Source organism: Mucilaginibacter sp. (assembly GCF_028288225.1).
Taxonomy (GTDB): Bacteria; Bacteroidota; Bacteroidia; order Sphingobacteriales; family Sphingobacteriaceae; genus Mucilaginibacter.
In genome coordinates this window covers 149,715-176,493 of record NZ_JAQBOC010000076.1, presented here as the reverse complement: position 1 = coordinate 176,493, position 26,779 = coordinate 149,715, and the positions used below count along the sequence as shown (strand labels likewise).

Genomic DNA, 26,779 nt, shown 5'->3' with positions numbered 1-26,779 from the left:
GAGCCTGTAAGATTGTGGCATTCCGGAAAAGTGTAAAGAGAATGTAATGATTACGAGATCTTATCCCAGCTCAAGCCATCTTTTTTTGATTTAAATGATTGATGCAGGATTTGGTTTTCAGGCAAAGCAAGCTGTGGATCTTTTTCAAAAATGCCTTCAACACATTTACGTACCTGGATCAGCAACTCCTGATCTGTAACCAGGTTGGCAACTTTTAAATCGAGAACCCCGCTTTGCTGGGTACCTTCAATATTTCCCGGCCCGCGCAATTGCAAGTCTGTTTCTGCTATTTCAAAGCCGTTATTGGTTTTAACCATTGTGTTAAGCCTTATTCTGCCATCAGGACTTAATTTATGACTGCTCATTAATATACAGAACGATTGTTCGGCACCCCGGCCCACACGCCCCCGTAGTTGGTGCAACTGTGACAGGCCGAAACGTTCGGCATTTTCAATGATCATTACCGAGGCATTTGGAATATTTACGCCAACTTCAATTACAGTTGTCGCCACCATTATCTGCGTTTCGCCTTTTATAAAGCGATTCATTTCAAATTGCTTATCAGCCGCCTTCATCTTTCCGTGTACAATGCTTATCCGGTAATCGGGTAAGGGAAACTCGTGCGCCATTACATCTATGCCATCCATCAGGTTTTTAAGGTCGAGTTTTTCACTTTCCTGTATCAGCGGATAAACCACATATACCTGCCTGCCCCTGGCAATTTCCTGTTTCATAAAGCCAAACATCCTTAAGCGCTGGTTTTCATAAAAGTGCACAGTTTGAATAGGTTTGCGTCCGGCAGGAAGTTCATCAATCACTGAAATATCAAGGTCGCCATATAAGGTCATAGCAAGCGTACGGGGAATAGGGGTGGCAGTCATCACCAAAATATGGGGCGGGATACTGTTTTTGCGCCAAAGCTTTGCCCTTTGCTCAACACCGAAACGGTGCTGCTCGTCAATTACAACAAAACCCAGGTTTTTATATTGTACCTTATCTTCAATAAGCGCATGGGTGCCTATTAATATTTTAAGCTGCCCGCTTTCTAATCGCTCATGCAGTACCTTCCTGTCTTTTTGTTTGGTTGATCCCGTTAGCAAACCTACCTCAATAAAATCATCACCAACCAGTTCTTTTATCGTTTGATAATGCTGGTTGGCCAAAATTTCGGTAGGGGCCATAATACAGGTTTGAAAGCCGTTGTCAATAGCAATAAGCATGCTCATTAAGGCCACAACAGTTTTGCCGCTGCCAACATCGCCCTGTAAAAGGCGGTTCATTTGTATACCCCGCTGGGTATCCTGCCTGATCTCTTTTAAAACGCGCTTTTGTGCATTTGTTAAGGGAAAAGGTAATTTATGATGATAAAACTCATTAAAGGTATTGCCAACGCTTTCAAAAATATTACCCTTAAACTTTTGGCTGTGAAGCAGTTTGTTTTTTAATAGCTTAAGCTGTAAAAGAAATAATTCTTCAAATTTTAAGCGATACTGAGCTTCGTTAAGCTTAGCGGCATCTTCGGGGAAATGAATGTTTTTATAAGCTTCGGCACGACCGGTTAATTTAAACCGGTTAATAAGATATAAGGGCAGGTTTTCATGGACATCCTTAAGTTGCTGCTCTAATAATACAGCTACCAGCTTCATGATCCCTTTACTATCTAACGAGAATTGTTTTAATTTTTCGGTAGAGTTATAAGCAGGCTGTAATGTTAAATTCCCTTTACGTTGTTGTACATCAGTACTATATAGCTCCATTTCTGGATGGGCCATTTGGGCTTTCCCGTTAAAAAAAGTGGGTTTGCCAAATAACACATACACCTTACCAGGGATAAGGGCTTTTTCTATCCATTTAATACCCTGAAACCATACCAGCTCTATTACCCCGGTATCATCATGTGCCTGTGCCACCAGGCGACTTGTACGTTTCTCACCAATTATTTCCTTATGGGTTAAGCGTGCCAGCACCTGTACATAGGGCAGATCGGGCTGAATATCCTTAATCTTATAAAACCGCGTACGGTCAATATATTTATAAGGGAAATAATTTAGAAGGTCACTAAAATTGAATACCTGCAGTTCTTTTTTTAAGATCTCTGCACGGTGAAGGCCTACGCCTTTTAAATACTCAATGGGGGTTTCAAATACCTGGGTATTCAATTAGTGGATGGTTAAAGATTTGAAGATGTGGTGATTTGAAGATTCAATGCTTTAGCGCATGGATTTCGACGCCGCTCAATTTTCAAATCATCAAATTTTCAAATTATTTATTTAAAAGCAGTAACGGTAATCTCAACATTAACCCCTTTAGGTAAGCCGGCAACCTGTACAGTTTCACGTGCGGGAAATGCATCTTGAAAATAAGTTCCGTAAACATCGTTAACCTGTGCAAAGTTCTGCATGTCTGTTAAAAAAATGCTTGCTTTAACAATATTGCCAAAATCAATACCAGCCTCAATCAAAATGGCTTTAATATTTTCCATCACCTGTTTTGTTTCGGTTTTAATATCGTCTGTTACCAATTGACCGGTAGTGGGGTTGAGGGCTATCTGCCCCGAAAGAAATACAAAATTTCCTGCTGCCACGGCCTGGCTGTACGGACCTATAGGAGCAGGTGCGTTAGTAGTATTAATTATAGTTTTCATGAATATTAGTTGTTAAGACAGATGGGGTTATATTGATTTTTTTTATTGCAGCTTATGCATGTTCATTTTTTTAATATGAACAATTTGATCAGTGTCCAGATAATTCCCAGCAGAAACATAATAATGGCAATAGCATTAATAGTGTGCATCACCTTAAGGTTGAAATTTGTGGGTCTGTTTGGATCTTTCTTTCGGAAAAAATACATAAACAAATATAGGAAAGCTTAAAGCCGAAAGCAAAAAGCTGAAAGCGAAAAAAGGGAATAAAGCTTAAAGCCGAAAGCAAAAAGGAAAAAGCCGAAAGAATAAAGCCTAAAGCAGAAAGCAGAAAGCCGAAAGCGAGAAAAGGCGACGGCAGAAGTAAGCAAAAGATTGAAGCAGCAGCTGTTATAAGCTTTGGACTTTTAGCTTTTTGCTTTTCGCTTATTTTTAACATATTATCTAAAATGCAAAAAGGCTTCCCAAATTCGGGAAGCCTTTTATTATAATAATTTTAATTAAAATTATTTGTGGAATTCAACACGACGGTTAGTGATACGACCTTCTTCGGTTGAGTTGTCAGCTATTGGATGAGTTTCACCAAATCCTTTAACTTTTAAGCGTTTCGCATCAACACCTGAGTTAACTAAGTAAGTTTTTACAGAGTTAGCACGGTCTTTAGATAAACGCAGGTTGTGAGCTGCAGTACCTTCAGATGAAGCATAACCAGCTAAAGTAAGTGTACTGGAGTTAGACCTCATATCAGCAGACGTAGCATCTAATACTGGGTATGAAGAAGTTTTTAACACTGAGCTATCAAATTCAAACTGAATGTTTGAGTAAGCAGCAGCAGCAGGAGCAGCTTTAGTAGTATCTGGTTTAGGGAATACAATTGGGCAACCAGCACCATCAACAATGCTACCAGCAGGAGTGTTAGGGCATTTGTCAAATTGATCAGCAACACCATCACCGTCTGAATCTTTTTTCAGGTCGTTAACAGCAGTTTCAACATTTGTAACACGGCCTTTTAAAGCTTCAACTTCCTGACGTAATGCTGCATCATATAATTCATCATACATCATAGCAATAGGATTTACCCACTCCAAATTCGGTTTTGATTTTGAACCGAAAGTGTATTCTAAACCAGCATAAGTATATGCATAATGGTCATAATTTGGATAAGTGTTGAAACCTGAGAAGTTGTAACCTTTCACAAAGGTAACAGTGTAACCAAGGTTTAACGCTAACTGATCAGAAAGTTTGAATTTAGCGCCAACACCAACCGGTGCAGCTAATTCTTTAATAGTGTTGGTGAAAGTTAATCCAGCCTCAGGAGCTGTAGCACCAGGAGTAACTGCGTAAGCTGGTTTGTAAAAATCTAAACCAAGACCTGCAGAACCGAAAAAGTTTACGCTATTTGCACGGTGTAAAAAGCTAACGCTTCCGAAGTTAACAACGCCGCTTATTGATACCTGGTTAAATTTGGTTTCAAAATATGAAGCACCAAATTTTGTGGCGGTAGAACCTGAATTACCTTGTCCGGCAACATCATTACCTTTTACTTTGCCACCATAGTAATCTAACTGCAATGCAAAAAAGTGTGATAATTGATCCTTAATAGTTAATCCGTAACCTAAAGCTCCTTTAAAATGATTAGTAGAATTGTTAAGGAAAGGAACAAGGCCTGATGTAATACCGGCGTTAACTCCAATGCTCCATGTGTTGTACTGGGCCGTACCACCAAATACTTTGGCAGTAGTGGCAGTGTCAGACATTTTCACTGTTTTCACTTTGGCTGTGTCTTGAGCCGAAGCCAAGCCAACTGCCATCAAGGAAACAAATGATAAGACGACTGTTTTCTTTAATGTAGAATAGTTCATAGTTTTAAGATTAAACGATTTTAATTGTGATTTTTTTCAAAAATAGTAATTATGTTTGAATTTGTAACCAAACACCGTTCCAAATTTTGTAATAATTATACAAATAAATAAAAAAAATTGTTTTTAAAAAATTTATAAATATTAAAAGATGAAATATCTTCCTATTAATAATGAGGTGTTTACCAATAATAGAAAAAATTTCGTTTTACGACTAAAACCCTGTTCTATAGCTATTTTTAACTCAAATGATGAATTTCCAAGAAGCGGGGACCAAAGCTTTCTTTTTAAACAAAATCCTGATTTTTTTTACTTGACCGGCATTGATCAGGAACAGAGTATTTTGATATTATTTCCGGACTGTCCTAATCCACTATACAAAGAAGTACTGTTTTTAAGACAAACTAATGAACAAATCGCAATTTGGGAAGGCCACAAATATACCAAAGAAGAAGCAAAAATAGCGTCGGGTATAAAAAACATTTACTGGTTAAGTGAATTTGATGTTATTCTGCAAGCAATAATTAATTATGCCGGGCATGTATATATAAATACAAACGAGAATGACCGGTATAGCCACATGATACCTTACAGGGATATAAGGTTGTTGGAGTCGTTACGTTCCAGGTATCCTTTGCATAAGTATGAGCGCTCAGCGCTTATTTTACGCGATTTGCGGGTTGTAAAATCAGCTACAGAAATAGCTCTGACAAAAAAAGCATGCGAAATTACACGCGATGCATTTGTGCGTGTGCTTAAATATGTACAGCCCGGTGTTACGGAATACGAAATTGAAGCAGAAATAACGCACGAATTTTTAAGGCAGCGTGCCACAGGGCATGCTTACAATCCTATTATTGCATCGGGGAAAAATGCAATAGTGCTTCATTATATCGATAATAACCAGGTTTGTAAAGATGGCGACGTTATATTGTTTGACTTTGGTGCCGAATATGCTAACTATAATGCCGATATGAGCCGCTCTGTTCCTGTTAACGGGCGCTTTACAAAACGCCAGCATGATGTATATGATGCTGTGCTGCGTGTAATGAGGGCAGCCACAAAGATGATTGTTGCGGGCACTGTTTGGAATGAATACCACGAAGAGGTAGGAAAGATAATGACGGATGAACTGATTGGCTTGGGCTTATTAACTAAGCACGATGTAGCAAAGCAGGACGCTAACGTACCGGCCTATAAAAGATACTTTATGCACGGCACCTCACATCATCTGGGTTTGGATGTGCACGATTTTGCCAGCCGCTATAAACCATTTGAAGTCGGAAATATCTTAACCTGCGAGCCGGGTATATATATAGCAGAGGAAGGCCTGGGAATAAGAATAGAGAACAATATATTAATAACAGAAAATGGCAATATCGATCTAATGGCTGACATACCTGTAGAGGCGGCTCATATTGAGGAGATAATGAACAGTTGATTGGGTTGATTAAGTTAGAATAAGTTGATTGGGTTAGAATTAGTGTAATGGTTATCAGGTTTAATAAGTAATCATTCACTTAATCAACCCAGTCAATCACTCACATATCCATCCACAAATTCATATAAATTAAACCCCGGTTTAATTAAAGCTTTGGCAATAGCTTGCTGGAGCTTTTTTTTGTCGATGCCGGCCATGCGTTTTTGGCGGATGATCTGGTAGGCTTTTTCGGACAGCAATAATTCTTTACGCGAGCTTTTTACCTGTGATTTTGAATGGATAAAGTTTATCACTTCATCAATACCCTCGCTTTTTGACGCAACGGTTTTAAAAACAGGCAGCTGGTTTTCTTTATTTTGGATCTTTTTTAAATTATTAACAAAGAGATCGGCATCGGGTCTGTCGCTTTTATTAACAATAAAAGCGTCGGCAATTTCCATTAGGCCTGATTTAATATTTTGGATCTCATCGCCGCTTTCAGGTACCAAAACCAACAATGTAATATCGGCAAGCCCGGCAATCTCAATCTCCGACTGGCCAACGCCTACTGTTTCTACCAATATATAGTCAAACCCGGCAGCCCGTAAAACATCCGTCATTTCAATGGCTTTTGCCGAAAGGCCGCCAAGCGAACCACGTGTTGCCAATGAACGGATAAAAACATCGGGATGATTAAAGTGTGGCGCCATGCGGATGCGGTCGCCCAGCAATGAGCCAAAATTAAACGGCGAAGTTGGATCGATAGCCAAAACTGCTATTTTATTGCCGGTGCTCAGCAAACCACTGATGAGTGCATTTACCAGCGTGCTTTTACCTGCCCCCGGCGGCCCGGTAATACCTATAACAGGAGCATTTTTTGTAAATGATAATTCTTTTAAAAGCTCATCAGCATTTTGCAAATCATTTTCAACAATAGTTAAAGCGCGTGCAACTGAACGGAAATCAGCGTAATGCGGTTTAATATTGGGGGTAGTTACTTGCATTTTGTATTGGATATAAAGTAACAAAAATATAATGTATTATATAAAAATTAGTTGATTGAGTTGATTAACTGAGTGGTTGATTAAGTTTTGAATAAATTCATAGCTAACTTAGTCAGCTCAATCTAACTTAATCAACCCAATCAACTAACCAGAAAGCTATATTTGCAGCTTTGGTAATTTTTAAAGTATGAAGAGATCTGTTTTAGTCACTTTTGATTCAATGAAGTACCCTAATTCGGGTTTTTTCTCATTTGGAAAAAGTTTAGGAGAAGCTTTATTAACTCAAAATAACGATCAGTACGATTTTACTTATTATGTGCATAAGAGGTCAATATACACTTTTACCGGTAATGCAGTCATAATTTATCTATCCAAACTGCATAAACTAATTTTCCCGGCCAAAAGCAAGTATCAGTTAGTTCACTTTACCGATCAGTATTGCAGGTTAAAGCCGCAAAAGGTAAGCGGCAAAAAAATACTGACCATACACGATATTAATCCCATACACGAAAAAAGAAAATCTGCACGAAAAATAGCGGCGCACATAACTAAATTAAAGGGATATATAGCCGTGTGCGATAAAATTGTCACGATATCAAACTTTGTTGCTAATGATATCTTAAGCTACTTTCCTGAGGCAAAAGATAAATTAAGCGTTATTTATAACGGTGCCGATAAGCTTTATGCTCCTGAAGATCATATTCCGGTTTATGTGCCCAAAAAAACATTTTTGTTTACCATTGGATTTATAGCAGCTAAGAAAAACTTCCATGTATTGCCCGCATTGCTGAAAGGGAACGATTATGAGCTGGTGATTTCGGGAGTAGAAACGCCTTATAAAGATAAGATAATGGAAGAAGCGCAAAAGCACGGATGCGCCGACAGGGTAATAATAACAGGTACTATAAGCGAATATGATAAGGCCTGGTATTATAAAAATTGCGAAGCATTTGTTTTTCCATCCATTGCGGAAGGTTTTGGATTACCTGTTATTGAGGCCATGCATTTTGGAAGGCCGGTTTTTTTATCAAAATACACCTCATTGCCTGAAATTGGAGGGGATGCCGCATTTTATTTCGACAGCTTTGAGCCTGAACATATGCGGGATGTTTTAGTGAAAGGATTAAAGGAGTTTCACGATAAAAATTTAGCAGCACGGTCAATAGCTCATGCCGGACAATTCGACTGGCAAAATACGGCACAGCAATACCTGGAATTATATAATGAATGCTTAAAGAGCTAAAGCGTGATCAGTATTTTGATTTTTGTCGGTTTTTCTAATATAGGTTTTTTGAACCTCCAGAATATAAATCTAACCCATATTTTAAAACCGAAGTGTTTAAATACTAAACCGGCTTTTATTAAAAATCAGTTTCCCCAAGCAATTTCTTTCTGTATTTTTTCACCAAAAACCGCATGTACATAATCCAGCCCATACTTTGGCGAATTATTAAAGCTTTGTCTTTTTTAAACGGTAGGTCTTCCGTTGCAGAAGAGAAGCCATTCATGTTATAGCTTACAATAGGGATAGGGTAATATATTTTTTTAAAGCTGTTGTCGCCCCATAGCCTTATGTTAAATGCATAGTCGGCCAATACCTTATACTTAAGGTCATAATTGTTATTCATAAAAGCACTTGCCGGGTAAATAATAGCCTGGTGATTAAGGCAATATTTAGCTAAACGGTACTTACTAAATTCGCCGGTCAATATTTGAAATGATGGCTTATTATGGGGATGATAAAACTCTTTGCTATAGCCGTAATATACTGTATTACCGGGCATTAACTTTGCAGCCAGTTCGCTGAACCCGCTTAAAAGGCGATCATCGGCGCCTAAAAAATACACCCAATCGCCGGTAACATGTTTTAATGCTTTATTCATAGCATCATATATACCCTCATCCTCCTCACTTTTCCAATAGTAAATATGATTTGTGTTTTCTTCTAAAATTTTAACTGTACCATCTGTACTTTTTCCATCAATAACTATAATCTCAATAGCCTGGTACCTTTGGCTGTAAATACTATCTAAACAATTTTGCAATGTTTCTGCAGCATTATAAGTAACTATAATGACAGATATCTTTGCTTCGGTATTCTTATTTAGCTTAGCTCCGTTTCTTTCTGTCGACAGCATAATTTATAGTTTATAGATAGCATAACTTATTGCCAGCAGATATATTATTAATTTAATTATTTTATTGGTATTAAGTACAAAGTTGCTTTTTTTAGCACTTTCATGAAAATGAAAACGCTCGCCCAGGCCAACAATCCGAAGCCTCGAAATATTTTTAAGCAATACCCCGGTATCATTACTGCTGCGCAAAAACATTACATAAAGAGCAGTTAAAGGGCTAAAACTTTTGTTTCTGCGCAATACAATTATCAGGCATATCAAATACTCCAGTACTAAGGTTAAAGCAATAAAATAAAGGAAAAGCACCCAGTGCCCGCTTTTAAAATCAATAAAAAGGAATAGTAAAAAAACAATAGCTGAGACAAATATTGTTTCAATTGTGTTTAAAAAATCATAACCTCTGTACAAGGTGTTACGTTTGGTTAAAAGGCTGGCACCTTTACCATATCTGTAAAATCTTTTAAAATCAGGCCTACCGTCGCCCCACCACGGATGAGTTACAGTGGCATCACTGAGGCATTTATAATCTTTAAAGTTATTTAACGCACGTACCCTTATAAAGAATTCCACATCTTCGCCGCCGCCTGCTTTAGGGTAGATTTCTGAAAATCTGATTTCTCCAATTGCTTTCCGGCTGATCATGAAATTAGCCGTAACTCCCCATCCAAATGATGCTTTTTTCTTCGCTATGGTAAACATATCCATTGATCTGTTTGCATTTATAGCGTTTGCAAATGGCGTTGTAGCAGGAGGCAGGTTTACTACACCTATAAAGCCAATCTCGTTTGGGTATTGCTGTATCGCATTAGCGTAAACAATAAGCAAATCGGGCAAAACTTCAATGTCATCATCTAAGAAAAGAATCCAATCGCCCTGGCCACTTTCAATACCTATATTGCGTGTAGCAGATGCACCCTGGTTAACTTTATTTATGGTTAAAAAAATAGTTTTATTATCAACAAGCCGGGTAATAGATGGACTTGGAATTACAGCGGGATTATCAGCAATCAGATAAAACTTTATTTGTGCATCTACAGGCCTTGTTAAATTTAAAATAGGCAATAATGTTTCAGCAGTAAGCCTGAAAGAAGGGATTATAACATCAATTTTAACCACTATGAAAGTTTTTCCGCAAAGATAAACTAATTTGATAATTTTACTTTTTTATTCATTACTGCCCGGTAATAAATGCTTGAAAGGCTGTCTGATATGATTTAACCGTCAACCGGGTCTTCCTGTATTTTCAAAGGCAATATTTAAAAATAGGAAAATCAATTGCGTATTAAAAAATACATGGTCAGCTTAGCACATTTACGGTTTTTATGCAAAAGGCGGGAGAAACAGCGCAGGCCGGGCAGTATTTTTATTGAAACTGACTATGCACATTAAGAACCGGAATTTATTCAGGATAAACCGTATCATTTTATTGAAACTGCCGTGGCTGTTAAGGTTTTTTAGCATTTTAAGGAGGCCTTCAAAGCGTTTGCTAATTATTAAAACAGATGCCATTGGCGATTATATACTCTTCAGGAATTTTATTGAAGTAGTTAAAACATCAGCGTTATATAAAGACTATCATATTGATCTGTTAGGGAATATTTTGTGGCGTGATATAGCCATCACCTATGATACACGTTTTATTGACGAGTTTATATTTATTAAGGCAGATGACCTATATGAGGCTCCTTTAAAAACTTTAAAGTTAGGCTGGCGCTTGTTCAGGAAAAATTACCAAATTGTGCTGCAGCCAACTTACGCGCGCACATTGATAAATGATTCGCTTGCCGCGCTCACTGGTACAAAGCAAATTATTGGCTTTTACGGCGATGATAATCAGATACTTGAACGTTATAAAGTAAAAACAGATAAGTTTTATATAAAGCAGTTAATGCTTCCCCACAATATTTACTTTGAATTTGAGCGGTCTAGATTTTTTTTCGAAACTACCTTAAATTGCCCTATCCCCTTAAAGGCACCATTTATAAAAGTTAAGGAAACCACAAAAAACGGCATCGTTATATTTCCGGGTGCAGGAGTATTTAAGCGGGGGTGGGAAAAGGAAAAGTTCCTGGCGCTAATACAACTTATCCTTCAGCATTCGTCACAGCGTATTTATTTGGCAGGCGGCCCTACTGAAGTGCAAACGGGGAATTATTTAATGAAACACCTTCCGCAAGGCGTATCAAATTTAATTAGCGAAACTTCATTACTGCAACTGATAGATATTATAGGTAATTCATCCTTACTTATAGCTAACGAAACCAGCGCAATCCATATAGCAGCCGCAACAAATACAAAGTCGGTTTGTATCCTTGGAGGAGGTCATTTTGAGCGTTTTTCGCCATATCCTTTAAACTACGATATGCAGCCGGTATGCATATATGAAAAAATGGAATGCTATAACTGTAACTGGATCTGTATATTTAAAACTGAAGAATACCAACCATTCCCTTGCATCAGCAATGTTAGTTTAGCTAATGTTTGGCAGGCAATTTTGCCGATGTTATAGCACATAACAGTAATTAATTAATTACTGTTAGATTTGCATTTTTATATAATCCTTTAATGAAGACATATTTCCGGCTGCTATCTTTTGCCAAACCAATTGAAAAGTTTGCCATTCCTTACATCCTGTTTACTTTGCTATATGTTTTATTCAGCTCAATGGTATATCCGTTGCTTATCCCGCTGATGAATACCCTTTTCATAGCTGATACCTGTAAAACAACCGCGGTTGAAGTTGTTAAACACCCGGCATTTCTTGATGTTACCGGATGGTTTAAATATTACATGAACGCTTTTATACAAAGTCAGGGCCCCTGGGGCGCTTTAAAGTTTATATGCACGGTTATAATTATTACCATGGTTTTGGGAAACCTGTTCCGTTACCTTGGGGCACGTACTATGGAAAACCTGCGCTTACACACTTTGTTGAATCTTCGCCGGTCGGTTTTTAATAATATAATGGATATGCATTTAGGCTATTTTAATAATCAGCGTAAGGGCGATATTATTTCAAAAATAGCATCAGACGTGCAAGTAGTACAGTTTTCAGTTACGGCTACATTACAGGTGATTTTTAAAGAGCCGTTCCAAATGATAGTTTTTTTGATTTTGCTTTTTAAGATTTCTGTGAGTTTAACATTGGGGTCACTTATAGTGGTGCCCGTATCTGCTTTTATCATTTCAAAGATTGTTAAAAAGCTTAAAGCCCAGGCCGTGGCAGCTCAGCAAACGTATGGGAATATGATCAGCTACCTTGATGAATCCTTACAGGGCGTCCGGATAATTAAAGCGTTTAATGCAACTGAGTTTATTAAAAAGCGTTTTAATGATGAGAATATAAAATATTCGAAGATCTTACGCTCCATGGCCAAACGACAGCAATCAGCATCGCCGGTTTCTGAAACACTGGCTATTACCATGATCTCATGCATCGTATTGTATGGCGGCTTTTTAATTTTGAATAAACGATCTGACCTGACCGGCGGGCAATTTATTGCATATATTGCTATTTTTTCGCAGCTCATGCGCCCTGCAAAAGCTATCTCCGATTCTTTCAGCAACATTCATTCAGGAATTGCCGCGGGTGAGCGTGTGCTTGCACTTATTGATGAAAAGCCTGCGATAAAGGATGTGCCCAATGCCAAAGACCTTAGCGGATTTAATAACAGCATCGAATTTAAAAATGTATCTTTTGCTTATGATGATAAGCAAATCCTAAATAACATTAACCTAACTATCCCCAAAGGGAAAACAGTTGCACTTGTAGGCCCGTCTGGCGGGGGCAAATCAACGCTGATGGATCTGGTGCCGCATTTTACCGAGCCGCAATCTGGTGAGATTTTAATTGACGGGCAAAATATAAATGATTTTACAGCTCAGTCTCTGAGGTCGCTGCTTGGCGTGGTTAACCAGGAGTCGATTTTATTTAACGATTCTATTTTTAATAACATCGCTTTTGGCAAAACCAACGTTACCCTTGAGCAGGTTAAAGAGGCGGCCAAAATTGCCAATGCACACAACTTTATTATTGAGACCGAAAAAGGTTATGAAACCAATATTGGCGACCGCGGTACAAAGTTATCAGGCGGGCAGCGGCAGCGGATCTGTATAGCAAGGGCGGTTTTAAATAACCCCCCAATTTTGCTGCTTGATGAGGCTACTTCGGCCCTGGATACCGAATCGGAAAAATTGGTGCAGGAAGCACTAAACAATTTGATGAAGAACCGTACCTCTTTAATTATTGCCCACAGGCTAAGCACCATCCAGAATGCTGATATAATTATTGTGCTTGAAAATGGTATAATTGTTGAACAAGGTACCCATCCTCAACTAATTGAAAACAATGGGCTGTACCGCAGGCTGATTGATATGCAAACTTTTAATGCAGACTGACGGGAGGGTCAAAGGCCAGGCAGTTTTTGACTCACTTGTTTTTATTCTTTAATCTTAGATCTTAGCCTTTATTCAGCTTATCTTTAATATACTTCCAGTCGGTCATCAATAAACTATCCGGCATGCCAGCTTTTCGTTCAGCCTTCTTGATATATTTTTTGGCTTTTCGTAATAAAAAACTATCCCTCACAGGTGCCATGGGATTATGATCGAAATCTATTTTAGTAAATAAATGTAAAAATTTGCCATCAGTATAAAACCGGTAACCCAATTTATCGGCAATCGCTTTTAACGATGTTTCATTGTAAAACGCAATATGCTGCCCTGTTTCTGTAGAGAAATATGGCCAGTCATCAACCGACTTTATATTTTCGGGTTGTAACTCGGTGCTGAAAACCAGGTTGTCGGCAAATGTCAATATCGTTTTTATATCAGTTAAAGGATTGGTTAGGTGCTCAAATACTTCAAAAGCAGTGGTTAATTCAAAAATCGTATTTGAAGGAAGGTCCTTGAGATCAAAATATTCGGCAAATAAATTCTGGCAAAATTTATCAGTTGTATAAAAATTAAAACCTTTGTCGCGCATCAGTCGTGTAAAAAGACCATATCCTCCTGCATAGTCTAAAAAAGCACCTTTATAATTAAAATGCTTTATTAAAATTTTGCTTAAAGCATCAGATAAGAACACATTACGAAAAGGCAACCCCACATCCAGCTTTGTTATTGCAGATGAATAAGCATCTTCCAACCAATAGGGTTCCTCTGTTTGAATAAAGCCGGTATCACTGCAACGGTAAAACTTTACGTCATATTTATTTAAAACTTTTGCTGTAAACAGTAACGTTGTATCTCCGCCGGTTATTTTGCTTTGCATAATTTAAAAGTGCATATTTTAATTTAAATGGCCCTGGTTAATCTTTAAATTAAGCTTAAAAATCCACGGATTTGTAACAATCTTTTTTCAAACCTATTTCCATCCGGATTGTTACCTCGTAGGGAGAATATTCTGCTGAAGTTTGAGTTGTTAAAAGTAAAATTAATAATATGTATCTTCCTGCCCCTGCCCTTTATGAAACTAAGTCGGCTGTATTATTTGTAATATTTAACCGACCTAAAACTACCCGGAAGGTATTTGAACAAATAAGGATTGCCAAACCATCCCGTTTATACATAGCTGCTGATGCACCGAGGCCTGATTACCCCAATGACAGTCCTTTATGTAAACAAACACGGTCTATTGTAAAAAACATTGATTGGGACTGTGAGGTGAAAACGCTTTTTAATAAAAAAAATGCAGGCTGCAGGAATGGCGTATCTGCTGCAATAACCTGGTTTTTTAATAATGAAGAGGAAGGTATTATATTGGAAGATGATTGTTTACCTGCCAATAGCTTTTTTAAATTTTGCGATACACTTTTAGAAAAATATCGCGATGATACCAGGATAAGACACATTACAGGCTGTAATTTGCAACAGGGGAAAAAGTGGGGTGATAGCACCTATTATTTTTCAAACCGCACGCATGTTTGGGGATGGGCCAGTTGGAAAAGGGTTTGGAAGGATTATGATTTAAGTTTAAATAAATATGACGATCGTGAAATAAGAGAAAGACTTCAAAATATTTACGAAGATCCATTGGTAGTTGAAAGCTGGTTAAATATTTTCAATGATGCAAAAGCCGGGAAAATTAATTCATGGGCTTATCCGTTGGATTTTGTTAATTTTTTTAATAACGGGCTTGTGGTTATTCCTAATGAAAACCTGATTTCAAATATTGGTTTTGGCGTAAGCGCTACAAATACATTGCAGGAAGAAAACGAATATGCTAATCTACCCCTGTCAGAAATTGATGAAATAATAGATCCTGTATTTATTTTACCTGATAAACAAGCAGACTTATGTATTATAAACCGTGATTTTCATATTGATGAGAGAAGGCGCAAGCAAAACGCCGTAAGCAGCAAAGTGAAACGGTGGTTTAAAACAGTGTTTCACTTTGCTGCTTTATAGGATTATTTTACTTTTGAAGATGCTTTACTCATCCGGTAATTATTCCGTATAGAGTAGTACAAAAACTTGGGATATCTGCCTAAATAAAAACGCCTTAATATCGGCTTATATGGCCCTTGGAAATGCAGTAAAGCCATATCTTGTTTTTTTCCTGATTTTAAAAAGCAGGTGATTTTATCGCCTCTTATTTTGAAATATTTTCTACCCGCAAACGATTTAAACTCATCATCGTCACATATTACCGTAGAAATATTATGATCAATACCAAATTCAAATTTAGTTGAATTTGAATTGACGTAGGGTATGTTGTTAGCCTGGATCCACAAGTAGATCAGGTTCATATCGGATACAGAAGTATAGGTGTATTTTTCGGTTTGCGATTGATAATAGCTTTCCAGAAAATCATTTTCATGATTCTTTTTATAGGTACTAAGGGTGAAATTAATAAAATCAAAAAGCAGGCTTCGGTTCCATGCGGTACAGTGCGGAGAAATTTGCCCCTGCGAACCTCTTTCATCAAAGCCTTCACTACCAACAAATTTCCCTTTGAAATTGTGCCCCTGCAAGTCCCTGAATGCTTTGGTAATGTACACATCTGTATCCGTTAACAAAAATGGATCGTCATTTTTTAGAATTGATGCAATTGCAAAATATCGTGCAAAGCAGGCAATCTCAAATTCAGGGGGATTAACACTATAATGTTTATATACATCAATGAATTCCTTAAAAAGCTTATTGCCTTTTAGATGTGAATTATCAGTAACGGTAACATTGAACCCTAAGGATTTTGCTTTATCAAGATATGGTTTAAGGTAGTTAACTTCTCTTGTTTCAAAAACGAATATATTTTGAGGCATAAAATTGATTACGGACTCAAAACTACAGATAAAACATTGAAACAAAAACGTTACAAACGTAAAAAGCGTGTAATAAAAAAGCCAGGCAACTAACTGCTTGGCTTTTAATTATTTGGAAATTTTGTGTTTACGATGTTTACTGAAACTTAAACCCTATGCCCAATTGAAAAACCTCGTTACGGTAACCCGGGATATAAAAGCTGTTATCGTCAGTTTCCTGAAAATCAATAGTATACCTGGCGCGCAGTTCAACATTCGGGGTTATATCAAAACCAACTCCAATAACACCATCCAAAACTGTACGGTCAGAGGTAGTGCTGTAATGTTCCCTTGCAGTTACGGCAAATCCGTCATCATAAGTATTTGTTGTGGATATTGGAAACGATACCTGCGGGCCAATTACGAAATTGAAGTTAGGCGACATCCTGAATTTGGCCAATAATGGCACATCAATAAAATTACTGCGCTGTGTAAAGTTGCCATCATTAGTTGTGGCAGAATAGCCTTTTTGCGAGTATAATACTTCAGGGGCAAATGAAAAAGGGTAGGCAACAGGCACGTCTAACGTTAAGCCTACGTGAAAAGCGGTGATGCTGCCGGTTGAATAATCTGAATTATAAGAATCAACCGCATCGGCAAAGTTGAAGCCGCCGGCAATGCCAACCTTAACACGGTAAAAATCATTTGACTGGCTGCGCGGAGCTGATCGCCTCACCTGGTGGCGACGGCCATAATAACCTTGTGCACTTACTGAACCTGCTACCAGCAGGAATATAGCAAAAAAGAGAATTTTTTTCATTGTGTTTTTGTTTGATATATTCATAGAGTAAAAAACAATACAAAGGTTTATTCATTATTGTTTTTTTTATGGGTACTTAATAAAAAAACCATATTTAAGCTACATTTGACTATGCGATTTATTAACCACCAATTTAAATTTTCATTAATTATTATACTTAACCTTGTTGCACTAAATGTTTTTGCGCAAAAGGAAACTTATATCCAATCATTGGATCATCAAAACCATTGGGTCGATTCTGTTTTCAAAAAGATGGGCCGCAAGAAAAAGATAGCGCAGCTATTTTTTGTACGCGCACACACCAACCTTGGCCAGGCTTATGAAGATTCTGTTGCAAAAGTTATAGAAGACGAGCAGGTAGGAGGGCTTGTGTTTTTTCAGGGCGGCCCTGTAAGGCAGGCAAGCCTGATAAACCGTTACCAGAAATTGGCCAAAGTGCCATTACTTATAGCAATGGATGGCGAATGGGGTATTGGCATGCGGCTGGATTCAACTATATCCTATCCATACCAGATGACGCTTGGAGCCATACAGGACAATAATCTGATCTATAAAATGGGACAGCAGGTGGCCTATGATTTTAAGCGCCTGGGTATGCAAATGAATTTTGGTCCGGATATGGATGTTAACAATAACCCCAATAACCCGGTTATTAATTACCGGTCGTTTGGTGATAATAAATACAACGTTGCGGCCAAAGGCATCGCTTATTTTAAAGGGATGCAGGATGGGGGCCTTTTAACAACGGCCAAGCACTTTCCGGGCCACGGCGATACCAACACAGATTCGCACCTTGACCTGCCCCTGTTGCCCTTTACCCGCCAGCGGTTAGATTCGTTGGAGGAATACCCGTTCCGCGAGGCAATAAACGCAGGCATAAGCGGGGTAATGATAGCTCATATGGACATCCCCGCTTTGGATACCACAAAAAATTTGCCGTCAACCTTATCAAGGCCAATTGTAACAGGCATTTTAAAAGATTCATTGCGGTTTAAAGGCCTGGTAGTATCAGATGCAATGGAAATGAAAGCTGTGATAAAATATTTTCCGGACGGTGAAGCTGATGTAAAGGCTTTTTTGGCTGGAAATGATATTATTGAACTATCGGAAAACTCCAAAAGGGCTATAAAAAAGATCCGTAAGGCTATTCGCAAGGATAAAATATCAAAGGAGGAATTTAATGCCCGCGTAAAAAAAGTGCTTGCAGCCAAGTATTGGGCAGGGCTAAATGAATACCAGGAAACCAGCCTTACTCATTTAACCGAAGATTTGAACAGGCCGGAAGCAAATAGCCTGGTTCAGCAATTAAGTGATGCGGCCGTAACACTTGTAAAAGGCAATGCCTTTGCGCTGCAAATGATCCCATTGTTAAAAACGGCTATCGTGAGCATTGGCGTAACCCAAACAACCGTTTTTCAACAGGAACTTGCCAAATGGTACACTTATAACAATTTGTTTACAATAGGTAAAAACACATCTCCGGCTGAATTAAAAAATCTGCTGGCAACCTTAAAAGGGTATGACCAGGTTTATGTAAGTATAAATGATACCCGTATCCGCCCGGCAAGCAAACTGGATTATACCAGCGACGTTAAACAGTTTATAAGCGACCTGGCCGCACATAACAATACAGTGATTAGTGTTTTTGCGAATGCGTATACCATTGCAGATTTGCCCGGCATTGAAAAATGCGCTGCATTGATTACCTGCTACCAAATGACGGATGCCCTGCAGCGCTCGGCAGTAAAAGTGATAACGCGGCAATTAAACCCAACCGGCAGGTTACCGGTAAGTATAAATAAAGATTTTACAACAGGCATGAGGGGAAGCTTGTAAAGGGCGATTATAATAGGTGCATTTGACAATGCCTTTTTCACGATAGGTACAATTCAATAAAACTCCTACCTTTATTTATTATGAACATTGCCAAAGAGCGCAAAGCCATTGATGCCGCACTAGATGATTACCGGGCTAAGCTGGATACCATACCTGATGAGGTTTTTACCGAAGCGCCGCCGGGTGGAGGATGGTCATACGCGGAGGTATATTCGCATATTATGAAAGCTACTTTAGGCTCATGCATTGCATTGGAACGCTGCTCGCATGGCAATTGCGAGCCAACAAAAAAAGGATTAAACCTTATGGGCCATTATATGATGCTTACCGGCAGTTTCCCGGTAAGGGCGAAGGTCCCCGAGGCTTTAGCCGCCAAAATGCCGGCAGAAAAGATGAGTAAGGAAGATGCCAAAAACTTACTGATAAAATGCCGTAAACGGATTGAGGATACATCGCCTTTAATAAAAGATTCATCGCCAAATTTTCGCTATAAACATCCGCGCCTGGGGATGCTGACAGCAGGGCAATGGTTTAAATTTATCCGCATTCACCTTTATCACCATTTAAAGCAATTGAAGCGCATTGAAAAAAAATTTCACTCAATGTGAAACCTTTTACATTTAACTTAGTCTTAACATTTAAATAATCTGCTTTACGGATATTTGTAAAAATTGTAGAAGATGCATTTTGAGTTAGCTTATATGGTACTGGGGAGTTTACTATTTTTAGTAGTAGTATTCTATCTTAGTCCTTTTGAACTAAAAGTTAATGACGACGACGAAGAAGATTAATCGTTGCCCGTATATTTCCCTTATGTTTTACCGGTATAATTTACCGGATGGAACGGTATCCCCCCAATTTTAATGGCAAAACGCGAAGTTGACATTGTTGTTATATCCGACGTGCATCTGGGCACATACGGATGCCACGCCAAAGAACTGCTCAAATATTTAAAGAGCATAAAACCAAAGATCCTCATTTTAAACGGCGATATTATTGATATATGGCAGTTCAGTAAGTCGTACTGGCCCGAAACGCATATGAAAGTGGTGCGCCGGATCCTGAAATTCGTAACCGAAGGCGTTCCCGTTTATTATTTAACCGGCAATCATGATGAGATGCTGCGCAAGTTTGCTGATTTTAACCTGGGCTCGTTTCAGCTGCTTAATAAAGTAGTATTAAATATTGATGGCAAAAAAGCCTGGATCTTTCATGGCGATGTGTTTGATGTAACCATGCAGCACTCCAAATGGCTGGCAAAATTAGGTGCGGTAGGTTATGATACGCTTATAATTATCAACAGCTTAACTAATTGGCTGCTTACCGCTATGGGGCGCCAAAAAATGAGCTTCTCACAAAAAGTAAAGGCCCGGTTTAAAGAAGCCGTAAAGTTTATTAACCAGTTTGAACAAACCGCCGCCGATCTGGCAGTTGATAAAAATTACCAGTATGTAATTTGCGGGCATATCCATCATGCCGAAATAAGAGAAATGGAGTCTACCGAAAAAACAGGCTCGGTACTTTATTTAAACTCGGGCGACTGGGTAGAAAGCCTTACCTCGCTTGAGTATAATAATAAAAGCTGGACCATATTTAAATACGAGCCGGAAAATTTCAATACCGATGCTGATGAGGATGATAAAACCGATATTGAGGACCTGGATGCCAGGCTGGATGTTAACCTGTTGTTAGAACGATTTAAGCAGGAACATGATTAATTGTTGTTGAAAATGTTTTAAAAGTTGTAAGTGTTGTAAACGTTAGCTTTACGGTTACATAATTAAAGTTTTATTTGTTATTCGATTTTATCACAAAGTATTCAAAATTTTAACAAGTTTGCGTAAATCAAAATTTAACATTTTCAACCTCTACAACGTCTGCAACCCTTACAACTAAATGAAAATACTCTTCGCCATCCAGGGAACAGGTAACGGTCATATAAGCCGTGCCCGTGAAATTGTGCCGCTGTTACAGCAATATGGTGAAGTTGATCTGTTAGTGAGCGGTACGGAGGCTGAGGTTACTTTGGCCCAGCCCCTTAAATATAAATTTCACGGTTTTAGCTTTGTTTTTGGCACCAATGGAGGTGTAGATAACTGGGCGACTTTTAAGCTGATGAATTTACCCCGCCTTTGGCGCGATATCCGCAGCCTGCCTTTAAAACAATACGACCTTATAATTAATGATTTTGAACCGGTGAGCGCGTGGGCATGCAGGCTGCAAAAAATACCTTCGGTATCTTTAAGCCACCAATGTTCATTTGTTTCGCCAAACACGCCGCGGCCCGCCAAATGGAGCTATGCGGAATGGCTGTTAAAATACTATTCGCCAACTTCGCATCATATCGGTTTTCATTTTGAGCGGTATGATGATTTTATTCATACGCCTGTCATCCGGAGCGAGATCCGTAACATGGAAACTTCAAACCTGGGTCATTATACAGTTTACCTGCCTGCTTATGATGATAAGTTGCTTACAAAGGAGTTAAACAAAACCGGTAAACAATGGCAAATTTTTTCCAAAAGACAAAAAACACATTCCAGGGAAGGAAATGTTGAAATATTCCCGGTAAATAACCAGGACTTTAACAACAGCCTGGCCAGTTGCGAAGGATTGTTAACCGGGGGCGGCTTTGAGGGCCCTGCCGAAGCATTATTTTTACAGAAAAAGGTTTTGATGATCCCCATGAAAGGCCAATACGAACAGCAATGCAATGCACTGGCCGCCTCAAAACTTGGCGTTCCTGTAATTAATGAAATTGATGACCAATTTATTTACCAAATAAACAACTGGATAAACGACGATAAAAAGGTATTGGTAAACTTCCCCGATGAAACGGCACAAATTGTGGAAAGCATGGTAAAACGTTACGCAAAACAATAAGTTTTTATCCTAAGCAGTTTTGTGCTAATTTTGCCCCGCAAATAAAAGGCTTTAATGATCAGTTTTTTTAAAGCGCTCAATCCGCTTAATATTTTATGGCTTGTAGTAATATTGTTCGTTTCCCGGGCCGGTTTTCTATTTACCGCCCCTGATAAAACAACGTTTGCCTTTGCCGAGCCGGTTGCAAGATTATTGATAACCCCCGGCGATTATCTTAACCCGGCTTCAACAGCTTATAATATTTTACTTGCCGGCATCATTGTATTTGCGCAGGCTTTACTATTAAATCACCTGGTTAATCATTATAATTTATTGGGCAAGCCTACATTTTTGCCTGCTTTAATGTATATCACAATAACGGGTTTGTTTACGCCCTTTTTGGTGCTGAGCCCGCCCTTATTATGCAATTTTTTAATAATATGGATGCTGTTTAAGCTATTGAGCTTTTATAAAAGCAACGATGCAAAATCAGCCGCCTATGATCTTGGGATCATGGTTGCCATTGGCTCAATCATATATCTGCCTTTTATCTATCTTTTTTTGGTGATTTGGATAGCGCTTGTGATTTTCAGGCCGTTAAACTGGCGGGAAATTTTAGCGGGTATTGTTGGTTATGTTACTGTCTTTTTTTTCCTGGCGGTATATTATTATATGAACGATAGCCTTGGGCAGTTCTACAGCATCTGGCTGCCATTGGCCACAAAGTTTCCGGATAGCATTAATATTCACTATTTAAGCTTCCTGGTGCTTATCCCGGTTATTGTAATACTGGCTCTTTGCTTTGTTAAGCTGCAGCAGAACTTTTTTAAAAGCTACGTGCAGATCCGCAAATCATTTCAGTTGTTGTTTGTTGTTTTTTTAATTGCCGGATTGTCTTTTTATGTAAAAACGCCATTTAATTTAAACCATTTTTTATTGTGTGCGGTTCCATGTACGGTGTTTTTCTCTTATTATTTTCTGTACGCAAAAAACAAATGGTTCTATGAATCGCTGTATTTATTGTTGCTGATCAGCATCATCTATTTTCAGTTTAACAAATTTTAACTTTTATATTCGTTCAAATCACGGCTGTTATCTTAGTTTTGTATCATAATTATCATAAGTTGATGATAGCCATTTAAATATCAGATTAATGAAATTTGGAGTAGTTATATTTCCCGGGTCTAATTGTGATGAAGATATCATCTATGTATTAGAGAAAATAATGGACCAGCAGGTGGTTCGTTTATGGCATAAAGACCACGACCTTCAGGGCGCTGACTTTATTGTTTTACCAGGTGGATTTTCCTTTGGCGATTACCTTCGTTCAGGCGCAATAGCCCGCTTTTCGCCTATTATGCATGAGGTTATCCAGTTTGCTGCAAAAGGCGGATACGTTTTGGGGATCTGCAATGGTTTCCAGGTTTTAACCGAAGCAGGCCTTTTACAGGGAGCGCTGCTGCACAATGAGAACCGTAAATTTATTTGCCGTAATATATATATGAAGGCGCAAACTTCAAACTCATTAATTACTGCGCAGATAGACCCGGAAAGGGCATTAAAGATCCCTATAGCCCATGGAGAAGGCAATTATTTTGCTGATCCCGATGTTTTAAAATCACTTTATGATAATGACCTTGTGTTGTTTAAGTATTGTGACGAAGCAGGTATGATTATTCCGGAAGCTAATCCTAATGGTTCACTGGATAATATTGCAGGCATCTGTAACATCAACCGTAATGTATTTGGGTTTATGCCTCATCCCGAACGCGCAGCAGATACTTTGGTAGCTAATGAGGACGGGCTGGCTATTTTTGAATCGATATTATCACTGGTTAAGGCTTAATTAGTCCGAAGTCTTAAGTTCGGAGTCTTGAGTAGTGGTTACTAAAGACTTCCTGCTAAGAACCCAAGGCTCAAAAAAATGGAAGCAACATTGGTTATCGATATCGGCAATACTTATATAAAAATTGCTGTTTTTAAGCAAAACCAAATACTCCATTCAGGGCAATATCAACAGGCAGATTCGACCATAATAAATAATATCCTGGTAGATTATGTAGTTAATAAGGCTATAATATCATCAGTAAAAAAAAATAAAGAGGAGTGGCAAAACGTATTAGCAGATAAAGTTCCGTTAATATATTTTAATGCCGGGATGACAAGTGGCATAACCAACCATTATTTAACACCCCAAACCCTCGGGCTCGACAGATTGGCCGCAGTTATTGGTGCATATCATTTATATCCCGGTAAAAGTAATATGGTGATAGATGGGGGCACTTGCATAACATATGACTGGATTGATGCAGCCGGTAATTATTTTGGCGGCAGTATATCACCGGGTTTAAATATGCGTTATAAGGCATTAAATAATTACACTTCAGGTTTGCCTTTAATAAGCGCCGATGAAAATTTTGCCGGCAAAAGCGGGAATGATACAACATCAGCAATACTATCGGGTGTACAAAACGGAATAAAATATGAATTGGAAGGCTTTATTGAAAGCTATAAAATGAACGGGGAAGAGTTGAATATTATACTTAGCGGAGGCGATAGTATTTTTTTTGATACCCTGTTAAAAAATAGCATCTTTGCCCCCTATATAAAAATTGAGCCTCACTTGGTTCTAAAAGGATTAAACGCAGCCATACAAACTAATAATGATTAAATATACCAGGTTTTTTATAATAATTTTACTTGCTGTTTGTGCATTCGGAGCAAAGGCGCAATCACAATCAACGGCCACAACCAGCTCACCTTACTCCAGGTATGGATTGGGCGAAATCGACCCTTCAATAATGCCTCAAAACAGGGCTATGGGCGGTATAGCTACTGCTATTAATAAGATAAACAACTTCAATACAATTAACGTACTTAACCCGGCATCATACGGATTTATAAACTACACCACTATTGATGTGGGTTTATATACAAACATAGTTAACTTAAGCCAAACCGGGCAAACAAGTGTAAGCAACGCTAACTTCAGACTAAGCCATATTAACTTTGCGGTGCCGGTGAGCAGGCGCTCTGCACTAAGCTTTGGTTTAATGCCTTACAGTGAAATGGGTTATAACTATAAACAAACAAAGGCAAATCTTGGATCGGGCTCACCAGCAGATACCAATGCGGTTAATTATCTATACAATGGCAATGGCGGTTTATCCAAAGCTTATTTGGGTTATGGCATCGGGATTAACAAACATCTTTATATTGGTGCAAACGTATCCTACATATTTGGTAATTTAATACAAACCAGCTCAACCGAAATTCCAAATTTATACGGCACTTTAAATTCAAGAATAGAACAAAGTAATAGTATTGGCGGTTTAAATTACGATTTAGGGCTGCAATATTCAATTGATTTTGGAGATAATACCAGGCACCTTACTTTGGGTTATTCCGCGTCAACAGGCAGCAGTATAAATAATACGGCATCATACATTGTAAGTCAGTATACTTATGACGGCAGCGGCAATCAAAACACCCCGGCCGATTCAGTAGTAAACAGGCAGAGCACCCAAACTAAGATAAAGCTGCCACAGATCAATCACTTTGGTGTATCATACCAATATGACGATCATTACCTGGTAGGGGCTGATTTTACCATGGGTAATTGGAGCAACTATACAGGTATAAATAAAGGTGCTGATGTAAAGTTTCAAAATAGCAAAACATTTAATGTTGGTGGTCAGTATACCCCAAATGGAAATGCCTCTAATTATTTTGCAAGGGTTGATTATCGTTTAGGTCTTTTATATGATCAAACTTATCTTAATTTATACAATACCAATATTAACAAGTATGCTGTTACCTTTGGTTTTGGTTTACCTTTGGCGCCATCAGAAACACGTACAACTTTTTATAAAATAAATCTTTCGGCAGAGGTTGGGAAGCAAGGTACTTTAGGCACGGCGGAACATCCACTGGTTAAGGAAAACTATGTTAATATTCACTTAGGGTTTACGCTTAACGATAAGTGGTTCCAGAAATACAAGTTCCAATAAGTCGTTATTTAGATTCAAGAAATTAAAAGTCAAGAATAAAGAGCCATGAAAAAGCGTTGGTAATTAGTAACAGCGCATATATATTCTTTCTATTATGGTTTTTATCGATAGAAAAATTGAAAAACATGGAATCAACCGGTTTATATTTTTTTATCCTGATTCTTGTATCTTTACTCTTGGTTCTTTCCAGACTCTTAATTCTCACAGCAATGAATAGCCAGGTAATTAAGTTATCACGCCTATATTTGCCGGCACTGTTTATCTGCATGCTGCTGATAAGTGCATGTGAAAATTCATTAAACGATATTCAAAAAATAGCGTCAAAAGAAGAAAACAGACCAATATCACGGTCAACCGGGGTTGATGTAATTTACAGCGACTCGGCAAAAGTTAAGGCGCATCTAACTGCTCCTTTAATGATAGAATTTGAGGATACTCCCAAACCCTACAAAGAAATGCCCAAGGGTGTTAAGATTATTTTTTATGATGCAGATTTAAAAGAATCAGGAAATATAGTTTCTGATTATGCCGTTCAGCGCGAAAAAGAGAATCTAATTGAATTCCGAAAAAATGTTGTGGCCACCAATGCAAAGGGGCAAATATTTAAATCGGAAGAGTTGATATACAATATGACTGCAAAGAAAATGCACTCATCAAAACCTGTCGAAATCATATCGCCAAATGGCGACGTAGTTGATGGAGTGGGTTTTGACAGCAATGAAACTTTTTATCCCTGGCACATTGATCATATGACAGGCGTATTCCACGTGAATGAAAAGGAAGTGCAGTAAAGGATTTCGGAAGTCGGAATTTCGATTTCGGAACTAGAAAAAAATATACAAGAGTGAAGTTTAAGTCCTCTCCTTTGGAGAGGATTTAGGTGAGGCATGCATTTATTTCGGAGCCAAAATTTAATAATTCAATACGCAAAAATTTGTGTTATAG

General features: G+C 38.3%; 25 protein-coding genes. 14 read left to right on the top strand and 11 right to left on the bottom strand.

All coding sequences use genetic code 11. The features are described 5' to 3' along the window. Window positions 1-50: 50 nt before the first annotated feature. The 5 genes from recG to JWQ54_RS22680 form a co-directional block, all read right to left on the bottom strand. Entirely contained in the window at window positions 51-2,159 is a 2,109-nt protein-coding gene (recG, locus tag JWQ54_RS22695) for an ATP-dependent DNA helicase RecG (RefSeq protein ID WP_299589768.1), read from the bottom strand. Window positions 2,160-2,266: 107 nt separating this feature from the next. Next, window positions 2,267-2,644, bottom strand: coding sequence for a RidA family protein (locus tag JWQ54_RS22690; protein WP_299589765.1), 378 nt, complete (start codon window positions 2,642-2,644; stop codon window positions 2,267-2,269). Window positions 2,645-2,706: 62 nt separating this feature from the next. Continuing rightward, complete coding sequence (locus JWQ54_RS29240; protein ID WP_317042443.1) at window positions 2,707-2,850, bottom strand: DUF6728 family protein; 144 nt, start codon at window positions 2,848-2,850, stop codon at window positions 2,707-2,709. Further along, on the bottom strand, window positions 2,793-3,080 hold the full coding sequence (locus JWQ54_RS22685; protein ID WP_299589763.1) for a hypothetical protein: 288 nt from the start codon (window positions 3,078-3,080) through the stop codon (window positions 2,793-2,795). Before JWQ54_RS22685 ends, JWQ54_RS29240 begins: the two co-directional genes overlap by 58 nt. Before the next feature lie 67 nt (window positions 3,081-3,147). Continuing rightward, a complete protein-coding gene (locus JWQ54_RS22680) occupies window positions 3,148-4,503 on the bottom strand; it encodes an OmpA family protein (protein ID WP_299589760.1) in 1,356 nt (451 codons plus the stop codon). 148 nt (window positions 4,504-4,651) lie between these two features. Between JWQ54_RS22680 and JWQ54_RS22675 the strand changes: the two genes are divergently transcribed. Continuing rightward, complete coding sequence (locus JWQ54_RS22675; RefSeq protein WP_299589757.1) at window positions 4,652-5,941, top strand: aminopeptidase P N-terminal domain-containing protein; 1,290 nt, start codon at window positions 4,652-4,654, stop codon at window positions 5,939-5,941. 92 nt (window positions 5,942-6,033) lie between these two features. Here JWQ54_RS22675 and meaB read toward each other — a convergent pair whose 3' ends face one another. Then, window positions 6,034-6,924: a methylmalonyl Co-A mutase-associated GTPase MeaB gene (gene meaB / locus JWQ54_RS22670; RefSeq protein WP_299589754.1), complete on the bottom strand. Its 891-nt coding sequence runs from the start codon at window positions 6,922-6,924 to the stop codon at window positions 6,034-6,036. A 187-nt stretch (window positions 6,925-7,111) separates the two neighbouring features. Between meaB and JWQ54_RS22665 the strand changes: the two genes are divergently transcribed. Continuing rightward, the gene (locus JWQ54_RS22665) at window positions 7,112-8,167 is read left to right on the top strand and encodes a glycosyltransferase family 1 protein (protein WP_299589751.1); all 1,056 of its coding nucleotides are present in this window, start codon (window positions 7,112-7,114) and stop codon (window positions 8,165-8,167) included. A 118-nt stretch (window positions 8,168-8,285) separates the two neighbouring features. On the opposite strand, the gene JWQ54_RS22660 is transcribed toward JWQ54_RS22665, so the two are convergent. Both JWQ54_RS22660 and JWQ54_RS22655 read right to left on the bottom strand, forming a co-directional pair. Then, window positions 8,286-9,062, bottom strand: coding sequence for a glycosyltransferase family 2 protein (locus JWQ54_RS22660; protein WP_299589748.1), 777 nt, complete (start codon window positions 9,060-9,062; stop codon window positions 8,286-8,288). A 3-nt stretch (window positions 9,063-9,065) separates the two neighbouring features. Then, a complete protein-coding gene (locus JWQ54_RS22655) occupies window positions 9,066-10,178 on the bottom strand; it encodes a glycosyltransferase (RefSeq protein ID WP_299589746.1) in 1,113 nt (370 codons plus the stop codon). A 262-nt stretch (window positions 10,179-10,440) separates the two neighbouring features. On the opposite strand from JWQ54_RS22655, the gene JWQ54_RS22650 reads away from it, so the two are divergent. Continuing rightward, complete coding sequence (locus JWQ54_RS22650; protein WP_299589743.1) at window positions 10,441-11,571, top strand: glycosyltransferase family 9 protein; 1,131 nt, start codon at window positions 10,441-10,443, stop codon at window positions 11,569-11,571. A gap of 56 nt (window positions 11,572-11,627) precedes the next feature. Next, window positions 11,628-13,460, top strand: a complete 1,833-nt coding sequence (locus JWQ54_RS22645) for an ABC transporter ATP-binding protein (protein WP_299589740.1) — start codon at window positions 11,628-11,630, stop codon at window positions 13,458-13,460. A gap of 61 nt (window positions 13,461-13,521) precedes the next feature. Here the strand turns inward: JWQ54_RS22645 and JWQ54_RS22640 are convergent, their stop codons facing one another. Further along, entirely contained in the window at window positions 13,522-14,334 is an 813-nt protein-coding gene (locus JWQ54_RS22640; RefSeq protein WP_299589737.1) for a class I SAM-dependent methyltransferase, read from the bottom strand. A gap of 170 nt (window positions 14,335-14,504) precedes the next feature. Here JWQ54_RS22640 and JWQ54_RS22635 point away from each other — a divergent pair, with 170 nt between their 5' ends. After that, window positions 14,505-15,470: a nucleotide-diphospho-sugar transferase gene (locus JWQ54_RS22635; RefSeq protein ID WP_299589734.1), complete on the top strand. Its 966-nt coding sequence runs from the start codon at window positions 14,505-14,507 to the stop codon at window positions 15,468-15,470. Between the two features lie 2 nt (window positions 15,471-15,472). Here JWQ54_RS22635 and JWQ54_RS22630 read toward each other — a convergent pair whose 3' ends face one another. Continuing rightward, complete coding sequence (locus JWQ54_RS22630) at window positions 15,473-16,327, bottom strand: hypothetical protein (RefSeq protein WP_299589732.1); 855 nt, start codon at window positions 16,325-16,327, stop codon at window positions 15,473-15,475. Between the two features lie 136 nt (window positions 16,328-16,463). Next, window positions 16,464-17,126, bottom strand: a complete 663-nt coding sequence (locus JWQ54_RS22625; protein ID WP_299589729.1) for a porin family protein — start codon at window positions 17,124-17,126, stop codon at window positions 16,464-16,466. A gap of 111 nt (window positions 17,127-17,237) precedes the next feature. Here JWQ54_RS22625 and JWQ54_RS22620 point away from each other — a divergent pair, with 111 nt between their 5' ends. The 9 genes from JWQ54_RS22620 to lptC all read left to right on the top strand — a co-directional run bounded on the left by JWQ54_RS22620 (window position 17,238) and on the right by lptC (window position 26,625). After that, window positions 17,238-18,962: a glycoside hydrolase family 3 N-terminal domain-containing protein gene (locus JWQ54_RS22620; RefSeq protein WP_299589727.1), complete on the top strand. Its 1,725-nt coding sequence runs from the start codon at window positions 17,238-17,240 to the stop codon at window positions 18,960-18,962. 80 nt (window positions 18,963-19,042) lie between these two features. Further along, window positions 19,043-19,570, top strand: coding sequence for a DinB family protein (locus JWQ54_RS22615; protein ID WP_299589725.1), 528 nt, complete (start codon window positions 19,043-19,045; stop codon window positions 19,568-19,570). 255 nt (window positions 19,571-19,825) lie between these two features. After that, window positions 19,826-20,680 carry a UDP-2,3-diacylglucosamine diphosphatase gene (locus JWQ54_RS22610; RefSeq protein ID WP_299589723.1) on the top strand — a complete coding sequence of 285 codons (855 nt, stop codon included), beginning with the start codon at window positions 19,826-19,828 and terminating at the stop codon, window positions 20,678-20,680. A 178-nt stretch (window positions 20,681-20,858) separates the two neighbouring features. Beyond that, the gene (locus JWQ54_RS22605) at window positions 20,859-21,845 is read left to right on the top strand and encodes a glycosyltransferase family protein (RefSeq protein ID WP_299589721.1); all 987 of its coding nucleotides are present in this window, start codon (window positions 20,859-20,861) and stop codon (window positions 21,843-21,845) included. 54 nt (window positions 21,846-21,899) lie between these two features. After that, window positions 21,900-22,889, top strand: coding sequence for a DUF6427 family protein (locus tag JWQ54_RS22600; protein ID WP_299589720.1), 990 nt, complete (start codon window positions 21,900-21,902; stop codon window positions 22,887-22,889). An 88-nt stretch (window positions 22,890-22,977) separates the two neighbouring features. Further along, a complete protein-coding gene (purQ, locus tag JWQ54_RS22595; RefSeq protein WP_299589718.1) occupies window positions 22,978-23,670 on the top strand; it encodes a phosphoribosylformylglycinamidine synthase subunit PurQ in 693 nt (230 codons plus the stop codon). A gap of 78 nt (window positions 23,671-23,748) precedes the next feature. Beyond that, the gene (locus JWQ54_RS22590) at window positions 23,749-24,495 is read left to right on the top strand and encodes a type III pantothenate kinase (protein WP_299589715.1); all 747 of its coding nucleotides are present in this window, start codon (window positions 23,749-23,751) and stop codon (window positions 24,493-24,495) included. Then, entirely contained in the window at window positions 24,488-25,834 is a 1,347-nt protein-coding gene (locus JWQ54_RS22585) for a hypothetical protein (protein WP_299589712.1), read from the top strand. The genes JWQ54_RS22590 and JWQ54_RS22585 overlap by 8 nt, the downstream gene beginning before the upstream one ends. 209 nt (window positions 25,835-26,043) lie before the next feature. After that, the gene (gene lptC, locus JWQ54_RS22580) at window positions 26,044-26,625 is read left to right on the top strand and encodes an LPS export ABC transporter periplasmic protein LptC (RefSeq protein WP_299589709.1); all 582 of its coding nucleotides are present in this window, start codon (window positions 26,044-26,046) and stop codon (window positions 26,623-26,625) included. Window positions 26,626-26,779 lie beyond the last annotated feature (154 nt).

Bases quoted from the DNA above. Each gene is read 5' to 3' on its own strand.
- JWQ54_RS22690 (WP_299589765.1), bottom strand. From the start codon at position 2,644: ATGAAAACTATAATTAATACTACTAACGCACCTGCTCCTATAGGTCCG.
- JWQ54_RS29240 (WP_317042443.1), bottom strand. From the start codon at position 2,850: ATGTATTTTTTCCGAAAGAAAGATCCAAACAGACCCACAAATTTCAAC.
- JWQ54_RS22685 (WP_299589763.1), bottom strand. From the start codon at position 3,080: ATGTTAAAAATAAGCGAAAAGCAAAAAGCTAAAAGTCCAAAGCTTATA.
- JWQ54_RS22680 (WP_299589760.1), bottom strand. From the start codon at position 4,503: ATGAACTATTCTACATTAAAGAAAACAGTCGTCTTATCATTTGTTTCC.
- JWQ54_RS22675 (WP_299589757.1), top strand. From the start codon at position 4,652: ATGAAATATCTTCCTATTAATAATGAGGTGTTTACCAATAATAGAAAA.
- meaB (WP_299589754.1), bottom strand. From the start codon at position 6,924: ATGCAAGTAACTACCCCCAATATTAAACCGCATTACGCTGATTTCCGT.
- JWQ54_RS22665 (WP_299589751.1), top strand. From the start codon at position 7,112: ATGAAGAGATCTGTTTTAGTCACTTTTGATTCAATGAAGTACCCTAAT.
- JWQ54_RS22660 (WP_299589748.1), bottom strand. From the start codon at position 9,062: ATGCTGTCGACAGAAAGAAACGGAGCTAAGCTAAATAAGAATACCGAA.
- JWQ54_RS22650 (WP_299589743.1), top strand. From the start codon at position 10,441: ATGCACATTAAGAACCGGAATTTATTCAGGATAAACCGTATCATTTTA.
- JWQ54_RS22645 (WP_299589740.1), top strand. From the start codon at position 11,628: ATGAAGACATATTTCCGGCTGCTATCTTTTGCCAAACCAATTGAAAAG.
- JWQ54_RS22640 (WP_299589737.1), bottom strand. From the start codon at position 14,334: ATGCAAAGCAAAATAACCGGCGGAGATACAACGTTACTGTTTACAGCA.
- JWQ54_RS22635 (WP_299589734.1), top strand. From the start codon at position 14,505: ATGTATCTTCCTGCCCCTGCCCTTTATGAAACTAAGTCGGCTGTATTA.
- JWQ54_RS22630 (WP_299589732.1), bottom strand. From the start codon at position 16,327: ATGCCTCAAAATATATTCGTTTTTGAAACAAGAGAAGTTAACTACCTT.
- JWQ54_RS22625 (WP_299589729.1), bottom strand. From the start codon at position 17,126: ATGAAAAAAATTCTCTTTTTTGCTATATTCCTGCTGGTAGCAGGTTCA.
- JWQ54_RS22620 (WP_299589727.1), top strand. From the start codon at position 17,238: ATGCGATTTATTAACCACCAATTTAAATTTTCATTAATTATTATACTT.
- JWQ54_RS22615 (WP_299589725.1), top strand. From the start codon at position 19,043: ATGAACATTGCCAAAGAGCGCAAAGCCATTGATGCCGCACTAGATGAT.
- JWQ54_RS22610 (WP_299589723.1), top strand. From the start codon at position 19,826: ATGGCAAAACGCGAAGTTGACATTGTTGTTATATCCGACGTGCATCTG.
- JWQ54_RS22605 (WP_299589721.1), top strand. From the start codon at position 20,859: ATGAAAATACTCTTCGCCATCCAGGGAACAGGTAACGGTCATATAAGC.
- JWQ54_RS22600 (WP_299589720.1), top strand. From the start codon at position 21,900: ATGATCAGTTTTTTTAAAGCGCTCAATCCGCTTAATATTTTATGGCTT.
- purQ (WP_299589718.1), top strand. From the start codon at position 22,978: ATGAAATTTGGAGTAGTTATATTTCCCGGGTCTAATTGTGATGAAGAT.
- JWQ54_RS22590 (WP_299589715.1), top strand. From the start codon at position 23,749: ATGGAAGCAACATTGGTTATCGATATCGGCAATACTTATATAAAAATT.
- JWQ54_RS22585 (WP_299589712.1), top strand. From the start codon at position 24,488: ATGATTAAATATACCAGGTTTTTTATAATAATTTTACTTGCTGTTTGT.
- lptC (WP_299589709.1), top strand. From the start codon at position 26,044: ATGAATAGCCAGGTAATTAAGTTATCACGCCTATATTTGCCGGCACTG.